Below are 24944 nucleotides of genomic sequence, written 5' to 3' on the forward strand. Positions count from 1 at the left end.
TATATTTTTCTCAAACCAATCAATTAATTCAGTACTTTTACCGCCGAAATTAAAAAATTAATATCCTTATGAAACTTAAATTTTTACTGTTGGCCCTATCTCTTGCGGGCACCGTTTCTTTTGCACAGAAAGTAAAATACTCCAAAGAAGAGGTCAAAAAAATGGAGCAATACCTTTTTAACGAAGGCTTTAATACCCCATCCACCAGAAAAACCTCTACCGTTATCTTGAAAGACGGATCTTCCCATAAAGGATTCTGCAGCAAAACCGACACTAAGAAGGGACAGATTTTTGAAGTTACCCTTAAAGACAGCCTTACAAAGAAAAATGAGGTTTTCGATGCGGAGCAGATCGCCGAGATGTACATCTACCCAAGCAATGCCGAAAAGATCTTGAAAGTAGGAAAATACATGGGCAACGTGCGGAATTACGGTGCGAAAAAACTGACGAAAACAACCAATAGCGATAGAATTTACTTTATCAATCAGACCGTTTCTCTGAAGAACAAAAAAGATGATAAAGAATTTTTAATGCAGGTCATCAACCCTGGATTTGATGATATCATTTCAGTATATCACGATCCGCGGGCAAAAGAAACCGGAGGTGTTTCGCTGGGTTACGGCCCGCAGCTCGGCGGCGGAGTAATCAAATCCTATTATGTAAAAAAGGGAAATAAGGTGATGTGGCTTCATAAAGATGACTTCGAAGACAATTACGATTTTCTATTCGGTGATAATGCTGAATTCATGAAAAAGTATCCTAAAAATTCAGTGGAATGGGATTATTTCAGCTTCCTTATTAATGAATACACGAACATGAGCAACGGATAACCATCAATTTTAACATAATATTGTGCAGCCATAGGATTTCTATGGCTTTTTTCTTGCTCTTTAATTCCGTAATTTTGTTATATGAATCCTTCTTTAGAATTACAGCTCAAAACTTTACCATCGGAACCCGGCGTTTATCGTTATTATGATAAAAACAATCAGCTTTTGTATGTGGGAAAGGCCAAAAATTTAAAGAAAAGGGTTCTCTCGTATTTCAATAAGAACCTTCCGGGCTACCGGATCAAAATCATGGTCGGAAAAATCAACCGGCTTGAAACCACGATCGTGAACAGCGAATACGATGCCCTTCTTCTGGAAAACAACCTGATCAAGGAGCATCAGCCGTTTTATAACGTCATGCTGAAGGACGACAAAACCTACCCGTGGATCTGTATAAAAAACGAAGACTTTCCCAGGATTTTCCTGACAAGGACCAAAATTAAAGACGGCTCGGAATATTACGGACCTTACGCAAAGGTACGTCCGGCCAAAATCTTACTGGATACCATCAAACATATCTATAAACTCAGAACCTGCAATCTAAACTTAGCTCCTGCCAAAATTGAGGAAGGAAAATACAAGGTCTGCCTGGAATACCATATCAAAAACTGTGAAGGGCCCTGCGAAGGACTTGAGAGCAAGGAAGATTATGATGAAAAAATAGATGCGATCCGCGGAATGATTAAAGGAGACTTCCGGAAAGCAAAGGAGTACCTGATGAACCAGATGATGAGGTATGCAACGAATCTCCAGTTTGAAAATGCCCAGATCATCAAAGAACGGCTGGACGCGTTGGAAGATTATCAGTCTAAAAATACGGTTGTGAATCCCAGTATTGATGATGTGGACGTCTTTGGAATGACAAGTGACGAAACTGCGGCATATGTAAATTTCTTTAAGATCAGGAACGGAAATATCATCCAGAGCTTTACCACGGAAATTAAAAAGATCCTTGAGGAAAGCGATGAGGAAATTCTGGAAGAGGCGCTGATTGAAATCCGGCAGAAATTCAATTCGAATTCGAGAGAAGTGCTTCTGCCCTTCCATTTATCGGTTGAAATCCCGAATGTAAAGCTGATTGTACCGAAAGTGGGCGACAAAAAACGGATCGTCGAGCTTTCTGAAAAGAATGCGAAAGAATACCGCCTGGAGAAGCTGAAGCAGGTACAGATTATAGATCCGGAAAGACATACCAACCGGATTATGGCCGAAATGCAGAAGCTGCTGAGAATGCCGGTAGAACCGCGCCATATCGAAGGTTTCGATAACTCGAACATCCAGGGGACAAATCCCGTTTCAGCCTGTGTTGTTTTTAAAGACGGCAAACCGAGCAAAGCAGATTACAGGATTTTCCACCCCAAAACCGTAGAAGGACCGAATGACTTTGCCACGATGGAAGAAGTGATTTACCGCCGGTACAAAAGACTGTTGGAAGAAGGAGACAGCTTACCGCAGCTGATCCTGATCGATGGTGGTAAAGGCCAGCTGTCTTCTGCGGTGAAAAGCCTGCGCCTGCTGGGACTGTACGGAAAAATTACGATTGTCGGAATTGCAAAAAGGCTGGAAGAGATTTTCTTCCCGGATGATCCGATTCCTTTATACTTGGACAAAAAATCTGAAACTCTGAAAATTCTGCAACGCGTTAGGGATGAAGCCCACCGTTTTGGGGTAAAGCACCACCGGACAAGAAGAAAAAATTCAACGATAAAATCCGAGCTGGAGGAAATCCCCGGAGTTGGTGAAAGAACGATCGAATTGCTGTTATCTAAGCTAAAATCCGTAAAGCGGATCAAAGAATCAAACCTGGAAACGCTGGAAGAAATTCTCGGGAAAAGCAAAGCAAAAGTCATTTATGATTTCTTCAACCCATAGAGAATAATTACAAACAATTAGTAAATATTAAATAATTTTTTAAAAATAAAATTCATAATATTTGTTAATTTAAATAATTTTTATAAATTAGACAACGTTAAACACCGCTTAACAACTTCTAAACATTTAAATTTACAAAACTAAAGAGACTGCCTTTTCAGACAGTCTCTTTTTAATTATTATTTTTTAAGAATTTTACTCAGGAATTCTCCTTTGCTTGTTTTTATCTTTAAGAAATAGATTCCTGACGTCAGCCCGGAAATATTTACTTTTCCGTTGAAATCTGAAACTTCTTTGATTAATTTGCCTGATGTATCGTATAATTTAAGGCTTTCAACTTTAACATCGTTTTGAATTTTTAATGAAAACTCATCAGCAACGGGATTCGGATATACCTGAATGGATGAATTACCGGTCTTCGTATTGGCTGCTGCATCATTTACTGCCAGATAAACAGGAAGCGGATCTGTAACAGTATATAATTCGTTTCCGTGCTCCTTTGTATAAATGGTTAAAAATAATTTTTCATTATCGGTAGCCATTTTCAAAATATTTTCGTTGGTTAATAACTGGTTATCGTCATTGGTAATAAAAATATCCAATGGAGCTGTGCCCGCCGGAGTTCCGTTGCTTCTCCAGACCTTTTGGGAAGCTCCATTAAGGAAATACAGGTAATTATTTGCACAAGTCATATCTTTTATTGCAGAAAAATTGGCTCCTAAACTTACCGTTCCTGCGGTTGTACCGTTAGTTTTCAACAACTCCGTCGAATTGTTATTGGTGAAAAACAATTGATTTCCGCATTTTTTAAATTTAACATCCCCGAAAAAGTTAACGGGTGCAACTTGCGTGGTTCCGGCCACCGTTCCGTCGGTAGAATAAAGTCCGCCAGGATATCCTTTCACAACATAGAATAATTTATTATTAAGGATCTCCGTATCACTATTGATACCGGACGAGCTGTATAGCTCGTTGTGAGACTTTAATAAAACAGCAGAAGCCAGATCGCCGTTGGAAGCAAAAAGTTCCGTATTGGAAGTATTTGTAGACCCTTCTTTTCTTGTTGAATACAGTAATTTGTTATTTAAACTTCCGACAACCTTTATATTTCCGTCGGATCCGTCCTGGAAATTAATCTGAATTGTTTTTATTGTATTCGCTTCGGTTCCGTCGGATTTCCAGACGCCCAGTTTTCCGTTTTCTTTGGCCACAAAATAAGCAAAGCCATTCAGCACTGTTGTTTTTGGGTCGGTATTGTACATACTGCCCATGCTTTCGGTTGAAATATCTTTTACCAGAACTACCGTGCTGGAATTATTATCAATCTTCCAAAGCTCTGTTCCCAGCACGTTGTTGTATCCGGAAAACAATAAGGTATTGTCATTAAGATTAACGAAAAAAGAATTATCATAAATAACGGTATTTCCTGTAGATATAACCGCTGAATTTGCAGAAGTTCCGTCTGTCCTGTAGAATCCACTCACCGGATTGGGCGTGTTGTTTTTAGTGTAGAGAAAGTTTCCGACTTTAAAAAGACTATCGTTAAAATCCGTATACATTCCCGGGCCAGAAGATCCATAGGTAAAATTGGTAAATCTTGTGATCTGCTGGGTCGTTTTATTTCTCTTGTAGAACTGGCTGTTGGATTCCCGATCTGTCGCAATAAAAATCAGATCATTATTCAGCAATTCGTAGGAATGAGGCGAACTGCTTTCATACCTGCTAATATCCGAAGCCAGGACAGCGGATTGCGCAGACGGATCCAAGGTATATAATTCCATCCCATTCTTAGGGCTGCTTCCTGCCAGATACAGTTTTGAATTAAAATCCACTACCCCATTAGCGGCCGTCATCCCCAACGCCGACATTTCGAAGGTCTGTGCAGCATTTCCATTGGTAATCCAGAAACGGTTTCCTTCGTTGGGTTTTGTAAGAATTAAATACTGCCCCTCTGAGCTTTTGCCATACAGCATATTGTTGGTAGGCGTATTAAATAAAACGGTTCCGTTTTCCGTTCCGTCCGTTTCCCAGATATAATTGCCGTAGCCCGGACTTATTCCGTTTGCGCTGCTGTCGAAATAAATTTTATTGCCAACTTTCAGAAACTTCTGATTGATACTCATAGAGCTGGTCGTTCCGGGATAGATATCCTTTAAAATTTTTGTTCCCGCAACCGTTCCGTCTGAGACCCATGGCTCCAAACCTCCGTTGGTGGAACTGAATCCTGTAAAGACAAAATAATCTCCCCCAGAAGCACCTTCTAACTGAGGGGAATTCTGCATAGGCAGCAGAGGGTTTGTCCCTGCTGTGGTTCCGTCACTTTCATAAAGCACATAGCCCGTTGCCGTATTCGCCATGAAATAGAACTTCCCGTTGTTCAGCGTCAGCATTTTGAAATCATTCGAAATACTGCTTCCGCTGTTGGGGGCGATATCTTTTATCAAAGAGGTTCCGGCAGCGGTACCATCGGATTTCCATATTTCTTTGCCCGAAATCCCATCATTTGCCGCAAAGATCAATTGATTATTGTAAGGGTATAATTTTACATTCCCGGAATATTCAAATGTTTTCAATAAGGAAAGGTTATTCGAGCCTGTATCGAATGCCCACAGCTCCTTATTCTGATAGTAGAAAATTTTATTTCCTACGACGGTAAACTCATCAATGGAATAATTAGAGTTGATGTCCTGCCTTTTTACGGTTCCGGCAGGCGTTCCATCCGTTTCCCAAATCTGATAACCTGAATAGTTTTGCTGTGCCAAAAAGTAGACTTTGTTATTCAGCTTTACAAATATGGAATTGGACGGGATTCCACTATTATGCCCGGCAAAAACATCTTTCAGCAATGTCGGCTTCTGTGTTGCGGTATTATAAACCCAGGGTTCCAATCCTTCATCTGCATTTCGGGATGCCGCAAAAATAATAAGATCATTAAGTCTTATTAAATTGTTTGGAGAACTTCCTGCCCCATAATGAATCTCGTTTAGCTGGGTGTTCAGCGTCTGAGCATAGGAATACATTGAAAATGCAGCCAATAAGGTCGTACAAATCTTTTTCATGGTTCTTTGTTTTAAAAATTAAATCCTTAACTCATTCTTTCGTTTGAATTAAGGATCAGGTATTTTTTATCTATTCTGTAATTTATTTTTTCGAAAATATCTCCTTTGTATAATTGCCGTTAGCCTGTGGCATTTCTATAACGATATTCCCGTTTTCGTAATATCCCAGGGTAGATTCGCCGTTCTGAAGCTTCACTCTGAAGACCTCATTTTTAGTAGTTGCTTTGAAAGTGGCAAAAGGTGATGAACTGTTGTTCCCAACGAGAATAAACTGAGAAGCATCGATCTGGATTTTCTGAAGATCCGTCTTCCCGTTGCTGAAACGTACGGCTGTATTTTCCACCGGTGTCGAAGAGGCAACTGGCTGCGAAGAAACACTGGTTTCCTGAACTGCCGGCTGAACTGCAACTTCGGCAGATACCTGATTCACAGGACTTGCCGGAGAAATCGATACGAAAGTCTGTTTCAAGGCGTCCTGATAGCCTTCCTTATATTCTTTGATATTTGAAGATCCTTTCGCCGAAGAGATTACTTTATCGTTGCAGTCTTTGAACTGAAGCACTACTTTATTTCGCAGAAAACCGCTGTCATTCACCACATCTGCCGTTAAAACGTTACAGGGATTGCTCTGAGCTTCCGCCGGCCACTGCAGTTTATCCGCAGGGATCACCAGATAATTCTTGCTTCTTAAAACTTTGGTCAGCATCTCTCCTAATCCGTAATCTTCTTTTTTAAAAGTTGAAAATTTTGCGGGCAGGGAAATGTATTTATAATCCGAAACCTTCTGTCCGAAAGCAAGCATCGAACAGGTTGTTAGTATGAGAAGTAAAATTTTTTTCATAATGCAATTTAATCATTTCTAAACTGTCCGATGTCCAGTTTCAGCGAGAAAAAGTTGGAATAGAAATTCGATCCGCCAATTCCTGAATTTGTGATGGCATAATCCAGTGTAAGGCCTCTGTACCGGATCCCGATCCCCGCGCTTGGCTGGAAAGAAACTTTTCTTCTGAGATCCTCAATATCGGTGATAGATTGGAATCTGTTGACTCCCAATCTCACAAAAATCATTTTCTGGTATCCCAGTTCGGCTCCTGCATACGGTGTTAAACTTGCAAAATCCGTAGAAACCAATGCTGCTGTTTTAGCGAAATCTACATTGATCCCGGCTTCCGGCAATACATACACACTGCTGTTGATCTCAAACATTTTACTGGCCCCCACGTTTAACTTAGGCATCGTAAGCTCCATTTTGTCCTTCGGTGCCGGGTTGAATTCTTCCCCGTTTACGACAGTAGAAAGTTCTTTCTGGTTAACACTCCAGAAATTTACCGTAGTGGTGGCATCTCTCAGCATCCCTCCCAGCTTCCAGCCGTTGTCCAGCTTGTAGATGGCTCCGACATCAAACCCGAAACCGTACCCATTAGCAAATTTCCCGACGTTCCGGTAGACAATCTTGGCATTGATCCCGACATCCAGTTTGGTATTTCCTCCGGGATTAAAAGCATAAGAAAGAATCGCCGCGTAGTCGGACTGTGAAAATTTCGTGATTTTATCGTAGTCGATATTCCCCTCCGTATCAATAAGCTGAGTAGTATTTAAGATATTATCTACCCCAAGCCTTACGACGGAAACCCCAAAAACCCCTGTTTCCAGAACTTTGGCATAAGCCAGGTAATCGTATTTGGCAATAGATTCGAAATATTCGGCGTGCATAGCAGCACCCTGCCAGTCTTTTTCCACACCCATTAAACCTGCGGGGTTCCACATCGGAGAGTAGACATCATCCTGGTTGGAAATTACGGCTCCTCCCATTGCCAACCCTCTGGCTCCTGCCCCGATATTCAGGAATTCATTGGAATATTTCCTGATGATCTGAGATTGCGACATCCCGAAAACCAGGGCGAACACAAGTAAAAGATATTTTTTCATCATATCAATTGATGCTTAATTTAAAGTTTTTTGTTTCTTAGCTTTTATCAATCCGTTGACAATGATTGCCAGTATCATAACTCCTGAAGCGATATAAAAAACCGGACTCATGTGTTCTGATTCTCCAAAGATAAAAAAAGCTAGTATAATTCCGTAAACCGGTTCTAAATTAACTGTTAAAATTAACGTAAAAGGGGAAATGTATTTCATCAAGTTCACCGATTCCAGCATCGGAAAGGCTGTGAAAACACTTGCTAGTAAGCCTATTAACGCAATATCGCGGTAACTTATTTCATTGATCTCAAAAATCTGTCCGCTGAAAAGATAAAACAGCATTAAAATAAACCATCCGGAGAATATTTCGTAAAAAATAATGTTTCCCGAGCTCGTCTTCCCAAACATCTTTCCGTTGAAAACAGAAAATATCGTCCCGAAAACGGCACAGAGTACTCCATAAAAAATCCCTTCTTTGTATTGGAATTCCGTTTTAAATATCAATAGAATGCAGGCAACAATCACCACACCCATGATTACCTCTGAAATGTCGATCTTTCGTTTAAAAATTACTGGTTCCAGAATCGAAGCAAACAGGGTCGACAGCGACAGGCAGCTCAGCGCGATCGAAACGTTGGAAATTTTAATGGAATGAAAGAAACAGTACCAGTGGAGCGCCATGGTAAATCCGATAGCGGCCAGCTGGAAAAAGACCTTTTTGGAAACCTTAATGCTGTCTTTCCTGAAAACACGGATGTAGACAAAAAGACAGACTGCTGCAAACAGCATCCTATAAAAAACCAGAATCTCGGCATTCGCATGAATCAGCTTTCCCAAAATTGCCGTAAATCCCCATAAAAAAACAATTAAATGCAACCTGAAAAGCGCTAATTTATGCATATCCTACCTTCTTATTCTATTTTTGCAAATTTACAAATCGATTTTACAATTCGCATCATAAATTTATAGTAAAACCTTTGATTTTTTGAGAAAATTTAAGAGTATAAAGAGGCTGAAAGTACTTGAAAGTAGATCAAAATAAAAAAACCCTGAAAATTTATTCAACTTTCAGGGCCTTCAAATAATAAACTATTAAAAAAATAAACTAGGAACTAGAGAAGTATGAGATATCACTCTCACTTTCTCTATTGTAAAGTTAGCAAATTACGAACCATAAAAAATATATTTTTTGTTAAATATTTCATAAATTTCTGAAAACCAATTTATTAAACAATTGTTTACATCAATTTCCATTCCATCTAAAAAATAGTATCTTTAAAGGGAAAAAATAGAAATTTTTATGGACATCGAATTCAATAAAAGAGAAGATCAGAACAGATTAAAATTATCCGAGATCAATCGCCTGCTTTCAGAAATAAAAAAAGGCGGTGGCGAAAAGAGGCTTCAGAAGCTTCGTGAGGAAGGTAAAATGACGGCCAGGGAAAGGATTGAATATCTTCTCGACAAGAATTCGGATTCCATAGAAATCGGTGCTTTTGCCGGCTATGAAATGTATGAGGAGCACGGCGGCTGCCCAAGCGGCGGCGTGGTGGTGGTGATGGGCTATGTTTCCGGGAGACAATGTATCGTTGTGGCCAATGATGCTTCGGTAAAAGCCGGAGCCTGGTTCCCGATAACGGGCAAGAAAAACCTTCGGGCCCAGGAAATTGCCATGGAAAACAGGCTTCCTATTATTTATTTAGTAGATTCAGCAGGGGTTTATCTGCCGATGCAGGACGAGATTTTCCCGGATAAGGAAATGTTCGGGCGAATTTTCAGGAACAATGCCAAGATGAGCGCGGCAGGAATTATTCAGATTTCTGCAGTAATGGGAAGCTGTGTTGCCGGTGGTGCCTATCTTCCGATCATGAGTGACGAAGCGATGATCGTGGAAGGAACAGGTTCTATTTTCCTGGCAGGAAGCTATCTCGTAAAAGCAGCAATCGGAGAAAGTATCGATAATGAAACGCTGGGCGGCGCAACCACGCACTGCTCAATTTCCGGTGTTACCGATTATAAGGCAAAAGATGATAAAGATGCTTTGAACCGAATCCGAAACATCATGAAGTCTTTAGGAAGTACGGAGAAAGCAGGTTTCGACAGAATTGAAAGTGCCCAGCCGAAAGAAAAGCCGGAAAATATTTTCGGGATCATGCCGGTTTCACGGGCAGAGCAATACGATACCTATGAAATCATCAAATGCCTCGTAGACCATTCGGAATACGAAGAATACAAGCCGGATTACGGTAAAAGCATCATCTGTGCCACGGCAAGGATTGACGGCTGGTCCGTAGGAATTGTGGCCAACCAGAGAAAGCTGGTGAAGAGCGGAAAAGGCGAAATGCAGTTCGGAGGTGTAATTTATTCCGATTCTGCGGACAAGGCCACCCGGTTTATTGCCAACTGCAACCAGAGAAAAATTCCGTTGGTTTTCTTACAGGACGTTACCGGGTTTATGGTCGGTTCAAAATCCGAGCATGGCGGGATCATTAAAGACGGGGCTAAAATGGTTAATGCCGTTTCCAATTCGGTGGTTCCGAAATTTACAATCATTACCGGGAATTCTTATGGCGCAGGAAATTATGCCATGTGCGGGAAAGCATACGATCCGAGACTGATTGTCGCCTGGCCATGGGCAGATCTTGCGGTAATGGGTGGCGCTCAGGCCGCAAAAGTACTGGCACAGATTCAGGAATCGACTCTGAAAAAACAGGGAAAAGAAATTACCGAAGAAGAGCATAATGAAATTTTAGAGACGATTTCTAAAAAATACCAGAAGCAGACCGAATCGACGTATGCAGCTGCAAGACTCTGGACGGACGCCATCATTAATCCGACCGATACAAGAAAATGGATCTCTATGGGAATTGAAGCGGCCAATCATTCGCCTATCACCGAAAAATTCAGCTTGGGTGTGATACAGGTTTGATAATTGATAATTGATAATTGATAATTGATAATTGATAATTGATAATTGATAATTGATAATTGATAATTGATAATTGATTATAAATAAAAAAGATGTGAAATTTCATTTCACATCTTTTTTTACAGAAAATTTTCAGATTTATTTATTACGAAAAGAAAACGCCGGTTCTGAATCTTTCTTTATTTAGCTTTTTATTGACAGCTAATCCCCACAGGATAAATTCTTTCAGGAACAGCAGATCTTCCGGCTTGGTATCAGGCTGGTATTTTTCGATGATCTTATCTAATGGACTAATCTTATTTAAATTTTTAGCATATGTTTCATCCGAAGATTCATCGGTGATTTCCAGGAAGCCGTCGTCTTCCAGGAACCAGTCGGTAATCTGGCTGAACGGGCCGTCGATATTCTTTTTTTCAAGCTTTTCAACTTTAGGGAAATAGGTCATAAATAATGTCTTTATCGCATTGTCAAGCAGCATTTGGGCAACTGCTTCCGCACCTTCCTGCTCTCCTTCATATACCAGTTCCACTTTACCCGTAATGGCCGGGATCACCCCAACGAAATCGCTGAGTCTTACCGATGTGGTTTCTTCTCCTGTCAGTAAAGCCCTCCGTTCTGCCGTACTTAGTAAATTTTCAAAAGCGGTGATGCTCATACGGGCACTTACCCCACTTTTAGCATCTACATATTCACTTTCCCGGGCTTCAAAACCGATCTGCTCCAAAAGGTCTTTCGCCAGGTCCGGAACATACACCCCATTTTTCTGACGGCTGTCCAAACTTGATTCATAACTGGTAATTTCTTTCGCAATCTGAATAGTTTCGGGATAATGCGTTAAGATCTGTGATCCGATACGGTCTTTTAGAGGCGTAACAATACTTCCCCTGTTGGTATAATCTTCCGGATTTGCGGTAAAAACAAACTGGATATCCAGCGGCATCCTTACTTTAAACCCACGGATCTGCACATCGCCTTCCTGAAGGATATTGAATAAGGAAACCTGAATTCTTGCCTGAAGGTCGGGTAATTCGTTAATAACAAATATACACCGGTTCGCACGCGGAATCATTCCGAAATGGATAACCCGGTCGTCGGCGTAAGACAGTTTAAGATTAGCTGCTTTAATCGGATCAACATCTCCAATAAGATCAGCTACCGTTACATCCGGGGTCGCCAGCTTTTCGAAAAACCGCTCATCACGATGCAGCCATTCAATCGGCGTGTTATCGCCCTCGGCAGCAATCAGTTCTTTGGCATAACGGGAAATCGGATTTAGCGGATCGTCATTAATCTCGCTGCCCTGCACCAAAGGAATCCATTCATCCAGCAGTGAGGTCATCATTCTTGCCAACCTTGTTTTAGCCTGTCCTCTTAATCCTAACAGATTAATATTATGTCGGCTCAGGATAGCCTGTTCCAGCTGAGGGATTACTGTATTTTCGTAACCGAAAATTCCTTCAAATACAGATTCTTTATTTTTTATTTTATCTCTTAAATTATCTCTTAGTTCGTCTTTGATGCTTTTGGTCTGATAACCTGATGCTTTTAACGAACCTAATGTTTTTATCTCTGGCTTTGCAGTCATTGTACTTAAATGTAATTATAATATTTGATTGATGTTTAGAATATCAATTGTAAATGGTTAACGTATTTTTTTCTTACGGTTGGCTTCATAATCTTCGAAAATCATTTGACCGAGCCCATTAAGTCCTGTATAAAATGCTTTTCCCTGGTTGGCTTCCGTAAATTCACTTACAAAATGCTGAAGATAAGGATCCTGAGCAATCATAAACGTCGTAATCGGAATATGCAGCCTGCGGGCCTGTGCAGCCATATTGTAACATTTCTGCACTACATAGTCGTCCAGGCCATAAGAATTCATATAATAAGTACCATCGGGCTCCCGCACACAGCTGGGTTTTCCATCCGTGATCATGAAGATCTGTTTATTGGTATTTCTTTTTCTCCTTAAGATATCCATCGCCAGCTGAAGCCCGGCAACGGTATTGGTATGATACGGCCCCACTTGCAGATAAGGAAGTTCCTTAATCTTGACCGGCCATGCATCGTCACCGAAAACAATAATATCCAACGTATCCTTCGGATAACGGGTCGTAATAAGCTCAGCCAAAGCCATGGCTACTTTTTTCGCAGGTGTAATACGGTCTTCTCCGTATAAAATCATACTATGGCTGATATCGATCATCAAAACCGTACTCATCTGTGACTGATGAATACTGTCTTCTACGATAAGATCATTCTCCGTAAGATGAAAATCCCCGATTCCGTTATTAATCTGGGCATTCTTTAGACTCTCCGTTATAGAAATTTTCTCAACAGGATCTCCGAAATTATAGTTTCTGAATTCTCCGGTTGTATCTTCGCCGGACCCACTTTTTTTTGTTTTATGATTTCCGGTCCCGCTCTTCGCCAGATTTCCGAAAATCTGGTTCAAGGCCTGCTTACGGATATTCTGCTCCATCTTTGAACTCAGCCTGATTCCATTGCCGCTTCCGTTGGGATCAACTTCTTCCCGAATGTAGCCTTTCTTTTTAAGATCTTCAATAAAATCTTCAATAGTATATTCCGGTGTCGTAAGCTGATATTCTTCATCCAGCATCCGGAGCCAGTCAATCGCTTCATCAAAATCTCCCGAAGTATGGGTTAACAGATCGGTAAAGATTTCCAGCAACCTGTCGAACACCGATAATTCCGGCGCCTTGTATGTTTCAAATCTGAAACCTCTCACAATATGCTCTTTCATATTTTAAAGTTACGATATAAATGCAGGATAGCATAAAAGATTTCGTCTATTTTAGTTTTTATGATTAAGAATAATTGCTTGGTAATTTAAAGAATTTTCAGGAGCTTAATCCCGCTATTTGCTTCTACTCCTCGCGCCTGTGCTTTTGCTTCACTGATGCCTTGGCTTTCCACCGCTTGCTGCGTGGTATATGCTGCTATCGGGGCTAGGGCGGTTGGAGGTAGTTGAACAATGGTCTAGTGTAAGTGAGGTTCTAGCAATAAATGATAAGCAATGAGTAATGGGTAATGGTTAATGGTAAATGAATGATGAATGATGAGGTAAGACTTTGTATAGGTTGTGGTGCTATGATTGCTGCTGTATTTTTCCTTTCTTGGGAGCATCCTCTTTAAACTTTAAACTTTAAACTTTAAACCTTGAACCTTGAACTTTAAATCTTGAATCTTGAGCAAAAAAAAAGTCTCATACAAATAAATGCATGAGACTTTTAATAAAAACTGGCGGCGACCTACTCTCCCGCTATTCGCAGTACCATCGGCGCTGGTGGGCTTAACTTCTGTGTTCGGAATGGGAACAGGTGAGCCCCACCGCTAAAACCACCCTAAAGGTTGTATATAGGTTTAAGGTTTTTAGTTTTATGTTCAAAGTTTATCACTTTGAATTTTAAACATTGAACCTTAAATCAATTTATCGGTAAATTTCATCACAAAGGCAAAACCTTGGTTGCACTTATAAGGCTTTATTGAGAACCAATAGGCAATAAATCTACGGGTAATTAGTACTACTCGGCTATGCTGTTACCAACTTTACACCTGTAGCCTATCAACGTGGTCATCTCCCACGACCCTTAAAAGATGTCTCATCTTGAGGCGAGTTTCACACTTATATGCTTTCAGTGTTTATCTCTTCCAAACATAGCTACTCAGCGGTGCACCTGGCGGTACAACTGATACACCAGAGGTTTGTTCAATTCGGTCCTCTCGTACTAGAATCAAGCCCTCTCAAACATCTAACGCCCGCAATAGATAGAGACCGAACTGTCTCACGACGTTCTGAACCCAGCTCGCGTGCCACTTTAATGGGCGAACAGCCCAACCCTTGGGACCTTCTCCAGCCCCAGGATGTGACGAGCCGACATCGAGGTGCCGAACCTCCCCGTCGATGTGAGCTCTTGGGGGAGACTAGCCTGTTATCCCCGGAGTACCTTTTATCCTATGAGCGATGGCCCTTCCATACGGAACCACCGGATCACTATGTCCTGCTTTCGCACCTGATCGACTTGTAGGTCTCACAGTCAAGCACCCTTATGCCATTACACTCTACGCACGGTTACCAAGCGTGCTGAGGGTACCTTTGAAAGCCTCCGTTACTCTTTTGGAGGCGACCACCCCAGTCAAACTACCCACCACGCAATGTCCTTCTAAAAGAAGTTAGGCTCCAAGTAAGTAAAGGGTGGTATTTCAACGTCGGCTCCACAAACACTAGCGTGCCTGCTTCAAAGCCTCCCACCTATCCTACACATTACTTACTCAAAGTCAATACGAAGTTATAGTAAAGGTTCACAGGGTCTTTTCGTCCCATTGCGGGTAATCGGCATCTTCACCGATACTACAATTTCACCGAGCTCGTGGCTGAGACAGTGCCCAGATCGTTACACCATTCGTGCAGGTCGGAACTTACCCGACAAGGAATTTCGCTACCTTAGGACCGTTATAGTTACGGCCGCCGTTTACTGGGGCTTCAGTCAAACGCTTCGCTTACGCTAACGCCCTTCCTTAACCTTCCAGCACCGGGCAGGTGTCAGACCCTATACAGCATCTTTCGATTTAGCAGAGTCCTGTGTTTTTGATAAACAGTCGCCTGGGCCTCTTCACTGCGGCCAGCATTGCTGCTGGCGTCTCTTCTTCCGAAGTTACGAGACTATTTTGCCTAGTTCCTTAGCCACGACTCACTCGAGCACCTTAGGATTCTCTCCTCGACCACCTGTGTCGGTTTTGGTACGGGTTGCTTCACTTCGGCTTTTCTTGGATCCGATTACACTACAGCAGCTTCGCCCGAAGGCTAGGCCTTGACACTTCCGTCCGTCTTTAGTAGCTACATCGAACCGTCCCCTTTTTAGTGTGAGCAAGTATGGGAATATTAACCCATTGTCCATCCACTACCCCTTTCGGGTTCGCGTTAGGTCCCGACTAACCCTCAGCTGATTAGCATGGCTGAGGAAACCTTAGTCTTTCGGTGAGGGGGTTTCTCGCCCCCTTTATCGTTACTTATGCCTACATTTTCTTTTCTATAAGCTCCACCAAGCCTCACGACTCAGCTTCTACGCCGATAGAATGCTCTCCTACCAGATGTAATATAATTACAAATCCATAGCTTCGGTATTCTGTTTATGCCCGATTATTATCCATGCCGGACCGCTCGACTAGTGAGCTGTTACGCACTCTTTAAATGAATGGCTGCTTCCAAGCCAACATCCTAGCTGTCAATGCAGTCCAACCGCGTTGCTTCAACTTAACAGAAATTTGGGGACCTTAGCTGTTGGTCTGGGTTCTTTCCCTCTCGGACATGGACCTTAGCACCCATGCCCTCACTGCCGTAGAACATTTATTAGCATTCGGAGTTTGTCAGGAATTGGTAGGTGGTGAAACCCCCGCATCCAATCAGTAGCTCTACCTCTAATAAACTTATATACGACGCTGCACCTAAATGCATTTCGGAGAGTACGAGCTATCTCCCAGTTTGATTGGCCTTTCACCCCTACCCACAGGTCATCCGAAGACTTTTCAACGTCAACCGGTTCGGTCCTCCACTTTGTGTTACCAAAGCTTCAACCTGCCCATGGGTAGATCACAAGGTTTCGCGTCTAATCCTACTAACTATGCGCCCTATTCAGACTCGCTTTCGCTCCGGCTCCGGACCTGAAGTCCTTAACCTCGCTAGTAAAATTAACTCGTAGGCTCATTATGCAAAAGGCACGCCGTCACAGAATTAATCTGCTCCGACCGCTTGTAGGCGTACGGTTTCAGGTTCTATTTCACCCTTCTATTCGAAGTGCTTTTCACCTTTCCTTCACAGTACTTGTTCACTATCGGTCTTTCAGGAGTATTTAGCCTTGGAGGATGGTCCCCCCATATTCAGACAGGATTTCACGTGTCCCGCCCTACTCATTTATCACTTATGTATGCCTTTCATATACGGGGCTATCACCCTCTATGGCCGTTCTTTCCAGAACATTCTATTAAACATATAAAAGCTTTTGGGCTAATCCGCTTTCGCTCGCCACTACTTACGGAATCTCTTCGATTTCTTTTCCTCCGGGTACTTAGATGTTTCAGTTCTCCGGGTTTGCTCTCTAATAAATTAGAGTAATACATCTTCAATGTATTGGGTTGCCCCATTCGGACATCTCGGGATCAATTCGTGTGTGCCAATCCCCCGAGCTTTTCGCAGCTTACCACGTCCTTCTTCGCCTCTGAAAGCCTAGGCATCCGCCATACGCCCTTAACGATTTCTTTCCTATTTTTAGGTTACTCAAGCACTTATAAGTGCTCGGTTTTCTCTTTGTGATGTCTTTACCGTTAATGTCAATGATCTTAATATCTTCTCTTCCGTCTGATGAACAGATGTTGTTTTTGGCTCCATCCGTAACTTTTAAATCAAACTTCCAAAACTGTGGAGAATAAGGGAGTCGAACCCTTGACCTCCTGCGTGCAAGGCAGGCGCTCTAGCCAGCTGAGCTAATTCCCCCTCTAGTAGTTTAATGTTTAAGGTTTCATGTTCAATGCCTTAACCTTGAACCATAAACTTTAAACCTTCAACTTAATTAGTAGTCTCGGGCAGGCTCGAACTGCCGACCTCTACATTATCAGTGTAGCGCTCTAACCAGCTGAGCTACGAGACTCTGTTATGAGTGATAAATGATAAGTGATGAATGATATAGTTACTATAGTCATTCCCTTCTCTCACCTCTCTTCTCAATCTCTTATCCCTTATACTAATTTCTAGTGGGTTTTGTATTTTTAATATAAGCAACCAATAAAAAACTAAAGCTTGAACTTTAAGTAAGTCCTGTGGACATCTTCATGTCCGTAATTTTGTTTATTCTCGTATGAACGAGACTCTAAAATGAGATGTTCCAGCCGCACCTTCCGGTACGGCTACCTTGTTACGACTTAGCCCTAGTTACCTGTTTTACCCTAGGCAGCTCCTTTTACGGTCACCGACTTCAGGTACCCCAGACTTCCATGGCTTGACGGGCGGTGTGTACAAGGCCCGGGAACGTATTCACCGCGCCATGGCTGATGCGCGATTACTAGCGATTCCAGCTTCATAGAGTCGAGTTGCAGACTCCAATCCGAACTGAGACCGGCTTTCGAGATTCGCATCACATCGCTGTGTAGCTGCCCTCTGTACCGGCCATTGTATTACGTGTGTGGCCCAAGGCGTAAGGGCCGTGATGATTTGACGTCATCCCCACCTTCCTCTCTACTTGCGTAGGCAGTCTTACTAGAGTCCTCAACTTAATGGTAGCAACTAGTAACAGGGGTTGCGCTCGTTGCAGGACTTAACCTAACACCTCACGGCACGAGCTGACGACAACCATGCAGCACCTTGAAAATTGCCCGAAGGAAGGTCTATTTCTAAACCGATCAATTCCCATTTAAGCCTTGGTAAGGTTCCTCGCGTATCATCGAATTAAACCACATAATCCACCGCTTGTGCGGGCCCCCGTCAATTCCTTTGAGTTTCATTCTTGCGAACGTACTCCCCAGGTGGCTAACTTATCACTTTCGCTTAGTCTCTGAACCCGAAAGCCCAAAAACGAGTTAGCATCGTTTACGGCGTGGACTACCAGGGTATCTAATCCTGTTCGCTCCCCACGCTTTCGTCCATCAGCGTCAGTTAAGACATAGTGACCTGCCTTCGCAATTGGTGTTCTAAGTAATATCTATGCATTTCACCGCTACACTACTTATTCCAGCCACTTCTACCTTACTCAAGACCTGCAGTATCAATGGCAGTTTCACAGTTAAGCTGTGAGATTTCACCACTGACTTACAGATCCGCCTACGGACCCTTTAAACCCAATAAATCCGGATAACGCTTGCACCCTCCGTATTACCGCGGCTGCTGGCACGGAGTTAGCCGGTGCTTATTCGTACAGTACCTTCAGCTACTCTCACGAGAGTAGGTTTATCCCTGTACAAAAGAAGTTTACAACCCATAGGGCCGTCGTCCTTCACGCGGGATGGCTGGATCAGGCGCTAACCCATTGTCCAATATTCCTCACTGCTGCCTCCCGTAGGAGTCTGGTCCGTGTCTCAGTACCAGTGTGGGGGATCACCCTCTCAGGCCCCCTAAAGATCATCGACTTGGTGAGCCGTTACCTCACCAACTATCTAATCTTGCGCGTGCCCATCTCTATCCACCGGAGTTTTCAATAATAAATGATGCCATTCATTATATTATGGGGTATTAATCTTCCTTTCGAAAGGCTATCCCCCAGATAAAGGCAGGTTGCACACGTGTTCCGCACCCGTACGCCGCTCTCTCTGTCCCGAAAGACAAATACCGCTCGGCTTGCATGTGTTAGGCCTCCCGCTAGCGTTCATCCTGAGCCAGGATCAAACTCTCCATTGTATGTTTGTTCCAGGCTCACTCAAAGTTTCTTTTACGCTTTAGTTTTTCCTTACTTGGTTGTTATATTGTATGTCAATGATCTTCTTTATCTCTCGCTTTGTAACGAAGCAGTCTTTTCTGTCAGTGCTGCTTTCGTATTTGCGAGTGCAAAAGTAATAACTTATTTTTAAATGACCAAATGTTTTGAAAAGAAATTTTAAAGTTTTTTTCTTAACCTTAACCCTCTCTAACATTCAATCCCTCTACTCCTGCGCTCCCCTTAATCGGGACTGCAAAGATACAAATCTTTTTTATTCCCGCAACTCTTTTTAAAAAAAAGTTTTTGATCCTAAAACCGATTAAACTGCATCTTCCATAACCATAGAAAAGTGTTTATTTTTATTCCAAAAGAAATAAAAAACAAACCTTCTATCTTTATATAAAGTAGTTTTGTTTAAAATAATGTCCGCTTATCTAAAAGCTCTTCTGCGCTTACTGAACTACTCTCGTTTTCAGTGGGGCAAAGATAGAAACTTATTACCCAATCCTCCAAATATTGTTAACATAATATTCATATTAATTGTCCTTTGTGGGAAACTATCGGCAGTAAGATGCTAACAGCACAGAAGTTAAAAGATGCTTTAGACTTATCCACATTGAGGGAAACATGGCTTTAGGTTTAGGAAAGGTGAAGAAAGCTAGAGAATGAAAGGGTTTGAGAGCGGGAGTATTGGAGAGTTGGAGGGCGAGAGTACTGGAGTTGTAGGGGAAAATTGTCTTTTAAAAGAAAGAATGCGAAGGGTTTGGGGAAGTATCTTGCAGAGGAAGGGGAAGTGAGAATGCTAAAATAAAGAGCAGAGAAAATGCAGATTAATCAAGAAGAAAGTAAATCATGAGAATGAAAAAGGAAAGCCTGTAAAGTGAGAAGGAAAAATAAGCATGGAATGAAGTATTGAGGGATGAAGTAAATGGATAAATAAAATAGATAACCGCAGATCCATAATAACTGCATACAAGATCACACCCCTTCAGGGCTGGATTATTACCGCGGTTTTTAACCCCGGGCTATTGATAAAGCCCTTTCAGGGCTCGACTTTTTAAATAACTGTTCTTACCCCAGGCTGCGCCCGGGACTGATGTAAACCGCCCCTGCAGGACTTAAGGCTATTTGAGGTTGGTGTTTATTATAGGTGTTCCTAATTAGTATAAAAGATAGATGCATTCATATTAAAGAAAAAGGGAAAAGACAGATTGTTATAGACTGCCTGTCATAAAAGACGACCACCATAGCCCGGATCGTAGCGGCTACCCCACAGTACGCAAAGGCAAAGCTGGAGGATCAGCCGCTGGAAAGCCAGGCGCGAGGAGTAAAAGCAAAGAGCCGGATTCAGCTCCTATAAAAATTGAAAGTTGGAGGGGTGTGGAGTGACTTAAGTTTTTAGAGATAGGTGGCTAAACGGAAAACTTGTTTAAAGTTATTTACACAAAAAAGTGCCGAGAAAAAAGGGAATTGGCATCATTAGAAAAATCTAAAAATTCTAAAACTATTAAACAAGATAAAATAGAGTTGATAATCGCTCACCCAAGTATAAAAAAAAGGATTTCCGAGCCAATTAAATACATTGAATGTATTAATTGATTATAAAAACATCTAAAAACAATCTTGTCAATGGAGATAATTAAGTCTTGAAGAAATTTTTTATGAAGAGAAAGCTGGCAAAGTATCTACTATTATTTCAATAAATGGAATAAGAATAATAACTTTAAAAAAGTTTGAATTCAACATCTTATCAAAAATAAGAGATGCTTGATTCACTAACTAGTAGCCAAACTCGAAGCAAAACTAAGATTAATCTAAGGCTATCAAGATAAAAGCATATCATAACGAGTAATATCATTTTCCTTTGTGATAGTCAAGGACAGGTAATCTAAATTATTAAGTCAATGAGTGGACCAATCACTATGCTAATACTAATAAAGATATTTTAGAAGAGATTTAGCTCTTCTTGATTAAATATCATCTGAATAAATTTATATTATTTGGCGTTCACTATTTAGGCCTTAAAAAATTAAAAGTTTAAAAGCTTGGATATATAATATTAGACAGACGTTAATCACAATAGTGTTATGATGTGCTAAAGTTTCGCATAATAGACGTTAACAGATAAGAAAGGTATGATTAATAATTGATGAATGATGAGGTAAGACTTTGTATAGGTTGTGGTGCTATGATTGCTGCTGTATTTTTCCTTTCTTGGGAGCATCCTCTTTAAACTTTAAACTTTAAACTTTAAACCTTGAACCTTGAACTTTAAATCTTGAATCTTGAGCAAAAAAAAAGTCTCATACAAATAAATGCATGAGACTTTTAATAAAAACTGGCGGCGACCTACTCTCCCGCTATTCGCAGTACCATCGGCGCTGGTGGGCTTAACTTCTGTGTTCGGAATGGGAACAGGTGAGCCCCACCGCTAAAACCACCCTAAAGGTTGTATATAGGTTTAAGGTTTTTAGTTTTATGTTCAAAGTTTATCACTTTGAATTTTAAACATTGAACCTTAAATCAATTTATCGGTAAATTTCATCACAAAGGCAAAACCTTGGTTGCACTTATAAGGCTTTATTGAGAACCAATAGGCAATAAATCTACGGGTAATTAGTACTACTCGGCTATGCTGTTACCAACTTTACACCTGTAGCCTATCAACGTGGTCATCTCCCACGACCCTTAAAAGATGTCTCATCTTGAGGCGAGTTTCACACTTATATGCTTTCAGTGTTTATCTCTTCCAAACATAGCTACTCAGCGGTGCACCTGGCGGTACAACTGATACACCAGAGGTTTGTTCAATTCGGTCCTCTCGTACTAGAATCAAGCCCTCTCAAACATCTAACGCCCGCAATAGATAGAGACCGAACTGTCTCACGACGTTCTGAACCCAGCTCGCGTGCCACTTTAATGGGCGAACAGCCCAACCCTTGGGACCTTCTCCAGCCCCAGGATGTGACGAGCCGACATCGAGGTGCCGAACCTCCCCGTCGATGTGAGCTCTTGGGGGAGACTAGCCTGTTATCCCCGGAGTACCTTTTATCCTATGAGCGATGGCCCTTCCATACGGAACCACCGGATCACTATGTCCTGCTTTCGCACCTGATCGACTTGTAGGTCTCACAGTCAAGCACCCTTATGCCATTACACTCTACGCACGGTTACCAAGCGTGCTGAGGGTACCTTTGAAAGCCTCCGTTACTCTTTTGGAGGCGACCACCCCAGTCAAACTACCCACCACGCAATGTCCTTCTAAAAGAAGTTAGGCTCCAAGTAAGTAAAGGGTGGTATTTCAACGTCGGCTCCACAAACACTAGCGTGCCTGCTTCAAAGCCTCCCACCTATCCTACACATTACTTACTCAAAGTCAATACGAAGTTATAGTAAAGGTTCACAGGGTCTTTTCGTCCCATTGCGGGTAATCGGCATCTTCACCGATACTACAATTTCACCGAGCTCGTGGCTGAGACAGTGCCCAGATCGTTACACCATTCGTGCAGGTCGGAACTTACCCGACAAGGAATTTCGCTACCTTAGGACCGTTATAGTTACGGCCGCCGTTTACTGGGGCTTCAGTCAAACGCTTCGCTTACGCTAACGCCCTTCCTTAACCTTCCAGCACCGGGCAGGTGTCAGACCCTATACAGCATCTTTCGATTTAGCAGAGTCCTGTGTTTTTGATAAACAGTCGCCTGGGCCTCTTCACTGCGGCCAGCATTGCTGCTGGCGTCTCTTCTTCCGAAGTTACGAGACTATTTTGCCTAGTTCCTTAGCCACGACTCACTCGAGCACCTTAGGATTCTCTCCTCGACCACCTGTGTCGGTTTTGGTACGGGTTGCTTCACTTCGGCTTTTCTTGGATCCGATTACACTACAGCAGCTTCGCCCGAAGGCTAGGCCTTGACACTTCCGTCCGTCTTTAGTAGCTACATCGAACCGTCCCCTTTTTAGTGTGAGCAAGTATGGGAATATTAACCCATTGTCCATCCACTACCCCTTTCGGGTTCGCGTTAGGTCCCGACTAACCCTCAGCTGATTAGCATGGCTGAGGAAACCTTAGTCTTTCGGTGAGGGGGTTTCTCGCCCCCTTTATCGTTACTTATGCCTACATTTTCTTTTCTATAAGCTCCACCAAGCCTCACGACTCAGCTTCTACGCCGATAGAATGCTCTCCTACCAGATGTAATATAATTACAAATCCATAGCTTCGGTATTCTGTTTATGCCCGATTATTATCCATGCCGGACCGCTCGACTAGTGAGCTGTTACGCACTCTTTAAATGAATGGCTGCTTCCAAGCCAACATCCTAGCTGTCAATGCAGTCCAACCGCGTTGCTTCAACTTAACAGAAATTTGGGGACCTTAGCTGTTGGTCTGGGTTCTTTCCCTCTCGGACATGGACCTTAGCACCCATGCCCTCACTGCCGTAGAACATTTATTAGCATTCGGAGTTTGTCAGGAATTGGTAGGTGGTGAAACCCCCGCATCCAATCAGTAGCTCTACCTCTAATAAACTTATATACGACGCTGCACCTAAATGCATTTCGGAGAGTACGAGCTATCTCCCAGTTTGATTGGCCTTTCACCCCTACCCACAGGTCATCCGAAGACTTTTCAACGTCAACCGGTTCGGTCCTCCACTTTGTGTTACCAAAGCTTCAACCTGCCCATGGGTAGATCACAAGGTTTCGCGTCTAATCCTACTAACTATGCGCCCTATTCAGACTCGCTTTCGCTCCGGCTCCGGACCTGAAGTCCTTAACCTCGCTAGTAAAATTAACTCGTAGGCTCATTATGCAAAAGGCACGCCGTCACAGAATTAATCTGCTCCGACCGCTTGTAGGCGTACGGTTTCAGGTTCTATTTCACCCTTCTATTCGAAGTGCTTTTCACCTTTCCTTCACAGTACTTGTTCACTATCGGTCTTTCAGGAGTATTTAGCCTTGGAGGATGGTCCCCCCATATTCAGACAGGATTTCACGTGTCCCGCCCTACTCATTTATCACTTATGTATGCCTTTCATATACGGGGCTATCACCCTCTATGGCCGTTCTTTCCAGAACATTCTATTAAACATATAAAAGCTTTTGGGCTAATCCGCTTTCGCTCGCCACTACTTACGGAATCTCTTCGATTTCTTTTCCTCCGGGTACTTAGATGTTTCAGTTCTCCGGGTTTGCTCTCTAATAAATTAGAGTAATACATCTTCAATGTATTGGGTTGCCCCATTCGGACATCTCGGGATCAATTCGTGTGTGCCAATCCCCCGAGCTTTTCGCAGCTTACCACGTCCTTCTTCGCCTCTGAAAGCCTAGGCATCCGCCATACGCCCTTAACGATTTCTTTCCTATTTTTAGGTTACTCAAGCACTTATAAGTGCTCGGTTTTCTCTTTGTGATGTCTTTACCGTTAATGTCAATGATCTTAATATCTTCTCTTCCGTCTGATGAACAGATGTTGTTTTTGGCTCCATCCGTAACTTTTAAATCAAACTTCCAAAACTGTGGAGAATAAGGGAGTCGAACCCTTGACCTCCTGCGTGCAAGGCAGGCGCTCTAGCCAGCTGAGCTAATTCCCCCTCTAGTAGTTTAATGTTTAAGGTTTCATGTTCAATGCCTTAACCTTGAACCATAAACTTTAAACCTTCAACTTAATTAGTAGTCTCGGGCAGGCTCGAACTGCCGACCTCTACATTATCAGTGTAGCGCTCTAACCAGCTGAGCTACGAGACTCTGTTATGAGTGATAAATGATAAGTGATGAATGATATAGTTACTATAGTCATTCCCTTCTCTCACCTCTCTTCTCAATCTCTTATCCCTTATACTAATTTCTAGTGGGTTTTGTATTTTTAATATAAGCAACCAATAAAAAACTAAAGCTTGAACTTTAAGTAAGT

At 42.3% G+C, this 24944-nt stretch carries 9 protein-coding genes, 4 tRNA genes and 5 rRNA genes; 3 read left to right on the forward strand and 15 right to left on the reverse strand.

Annotated elements, in window-relative coordinates:
- Positions 1-68: 68 nt before the first annotated feature.
- Positions 69-830 carry a hypothetical protein gene (locus tag QE422_RS19050; RefSeq protein WP_307461856.1) on the forward strand — a complete coding sequence of 254 codons (762 nt, stop codon included), beginning with the start codon at positions 69-71 and terminating at the stop codon, positions 828-830.
- An 81-nt stretch (positions 831-911) separates the two neighbouring features.
- Positions 912-2702, forward strand: coding sequence for an excinuclease ABC subunit UvrC (gene uvrC, locus QE422_RS19055; RefSeq protein ID WP_307461859.1), 1791 nt, complete (start codon positions 912-914; stop codon positions 2700-2702).
- Positions 2703-2881: 179 nt separating this feature from the next.
- Here uvrC and QE422_RS19060 read toward each other — a convergent pair whose 3' ends face one another.
- The 4 genes from QE422_RS19060 to QE422_RS19075 form a co-directional block, all read right to left on the reverse strand.
- Positions 2882-5761, reverse strand: coding sequence for a T9SS type A sorting domain-containing protein (locus tag QE422_RS19060; protein WP_307461862.1), 2880 nt, complete (start codon positions 5759-5761; stop codon positions 2882-2884).
- Between the two features lie 82 nt (positions 5762-5843).
- Positions 5844-6602: a hypothetical protein gene (locus tag QE422_RS19065; protein ID WP_307461864.1), complete on the reverse strand. Its 759-nt coding sequence runs from the start codon at positions 6600-6602 to the stop codon at positions 5844-5846.
- A gap of 8 nt (positions 6603-6610) precedes the next feature.
- Positions 6611-7693 (reverse strand): PorV/PorQ family protein, encoded by a 1083-nt coding sequence (locus tag QE422_RS19070; RefSeq protein WP_307461865.1) that lies wholly within the window; start codon positions 7691-7693, stop codon positions 6611-6613.
- 12 nt (positions 7694-7705) lie between these two features.
- Positions 7706-8584 (reverse strand): DMT family transporter, encoded by an 879-nt coding sequence (locus QE422_RS19075; RefSeq protein WP_307461868.1) that lies wholly within the window; start codon positions 8582-8584, stop codon positions 7706-7708.
- 400 nt (positions 8585-8984) lie between these two features.
- Between QE422_RS19075 and QE422_RS19080 the strand changes: the two genes are divergently transcribed.
- On the forward strand, positions 8985-10613 hold the full coding sequence (locus tag QE422_RS19080; RefSeq protein WP_307461871.1) for an acyl-CoA carboxylase subunit beta: 1629 nt from the start codon (positions 8985-8987) through the stop codon (positions 10611-10613).
- A 145-nt stretch (positions 10614-10758) separates the two neighbouring features.
- Here the strand turns inward: QE422_RS19080 and QE422_RS19085 are convergent, their stop codons facing one another.
- The 11 genes from QE422_RS19085 to QE422_RS19135 all read right to left on the reverse strand — a co-directional run bounded on the left by QE422_RS19085 (position 10759) and on the right by QE422_RS19135 (position 24778).
- Entirely contained in the window at positions 10759-12198 is a 1440-nt protein-coding gene (locus QE422_RS19085) for an AAA family ATPase (RefSeq protein WP_307461873.1), read from the reverse strand.
- A 57-nt stretch (positions 12199-12255) separates the two neighbouring features.
- Complete coding sequence (locus QE422_RS19090) at positions 12256-13377, reverse strand: VWA domain-containing protein (RefSeq protein ID WP_307461876.1); 1122 nt, start codon at positions 13375-13377, stop codon at positions 12256-12258.
- Between the two features lie 495 nt (positions 13378-13872).
- Positions 13873-13981 (reverse strand): 5S ribosomal RNA (rrf, locus tag QE422_RS19095).
- Positions 13982-14132: 151 nt separating this feature from the next.
- Positions 14133-16892: ribosomal RNA gene (locus QE422_RS19100) — 23S ribosomal RNA — on the reverse strand.
- Between the two features lie 158 nt (positions 16893-17050).
- Positions 17051-17124 (reverse strand) — tRNA-Ala (locus QE422_RS19105).
- An 80-nt stretch (positions 17125-17204) separates the two neighbouring features.
- Positions 17205-17278, reverse strand: a tRNA-Ile gene (locus QE422_RS19110).
- 222 nt (positions 17279-17500) lie between these two features.
- Positions 17501-19017, reverse strand: a 16S ribosomal RNA gene (locus QE422_RS19115).
- The 16S, 23S and 5S rRNA genes sit together here with 2 tRNA genes alongside, the layout of an rRNA operon.
- A 2355-nt stretch (positions 19018-21372) precedes the next feature.
- Positions 21373-21481 (reverse strand): 5S ribosomal RNA (gene rrf, locus QE422_RS19120).
- 151 nt (positions 21482-21632) lie between these two features.
- A 23S ribosomal RNA gene (locus QE422_RS19125) occupies positions 21633-24392 on the reverse strand.
- A gap of 158 nt (positions 24393-24550) precedes the next feature.
- Positions 24551-24624, reverse strand: a tRNA-Ala gene (locus QE422_RS19130).
- 80 nt (positions 24625-24704) lie between these two features.
- Positions 24705-24778: transfer RNA gene (locus QE422_RS19135), tRNA-Ile, on the reverse strand.
- Positions 24779-24944 lie beyond the last annotated feature (166 nt).

It is taken from the genome of Chryseobacterium sp. SORGH_AS_0447, assembly GCF_030818695.1.
Lineage (GTDB): Bacteria > Bacteroidota > Bacteroidia > Flavobacteriales > Weeksellaceae > Chryseobacterium.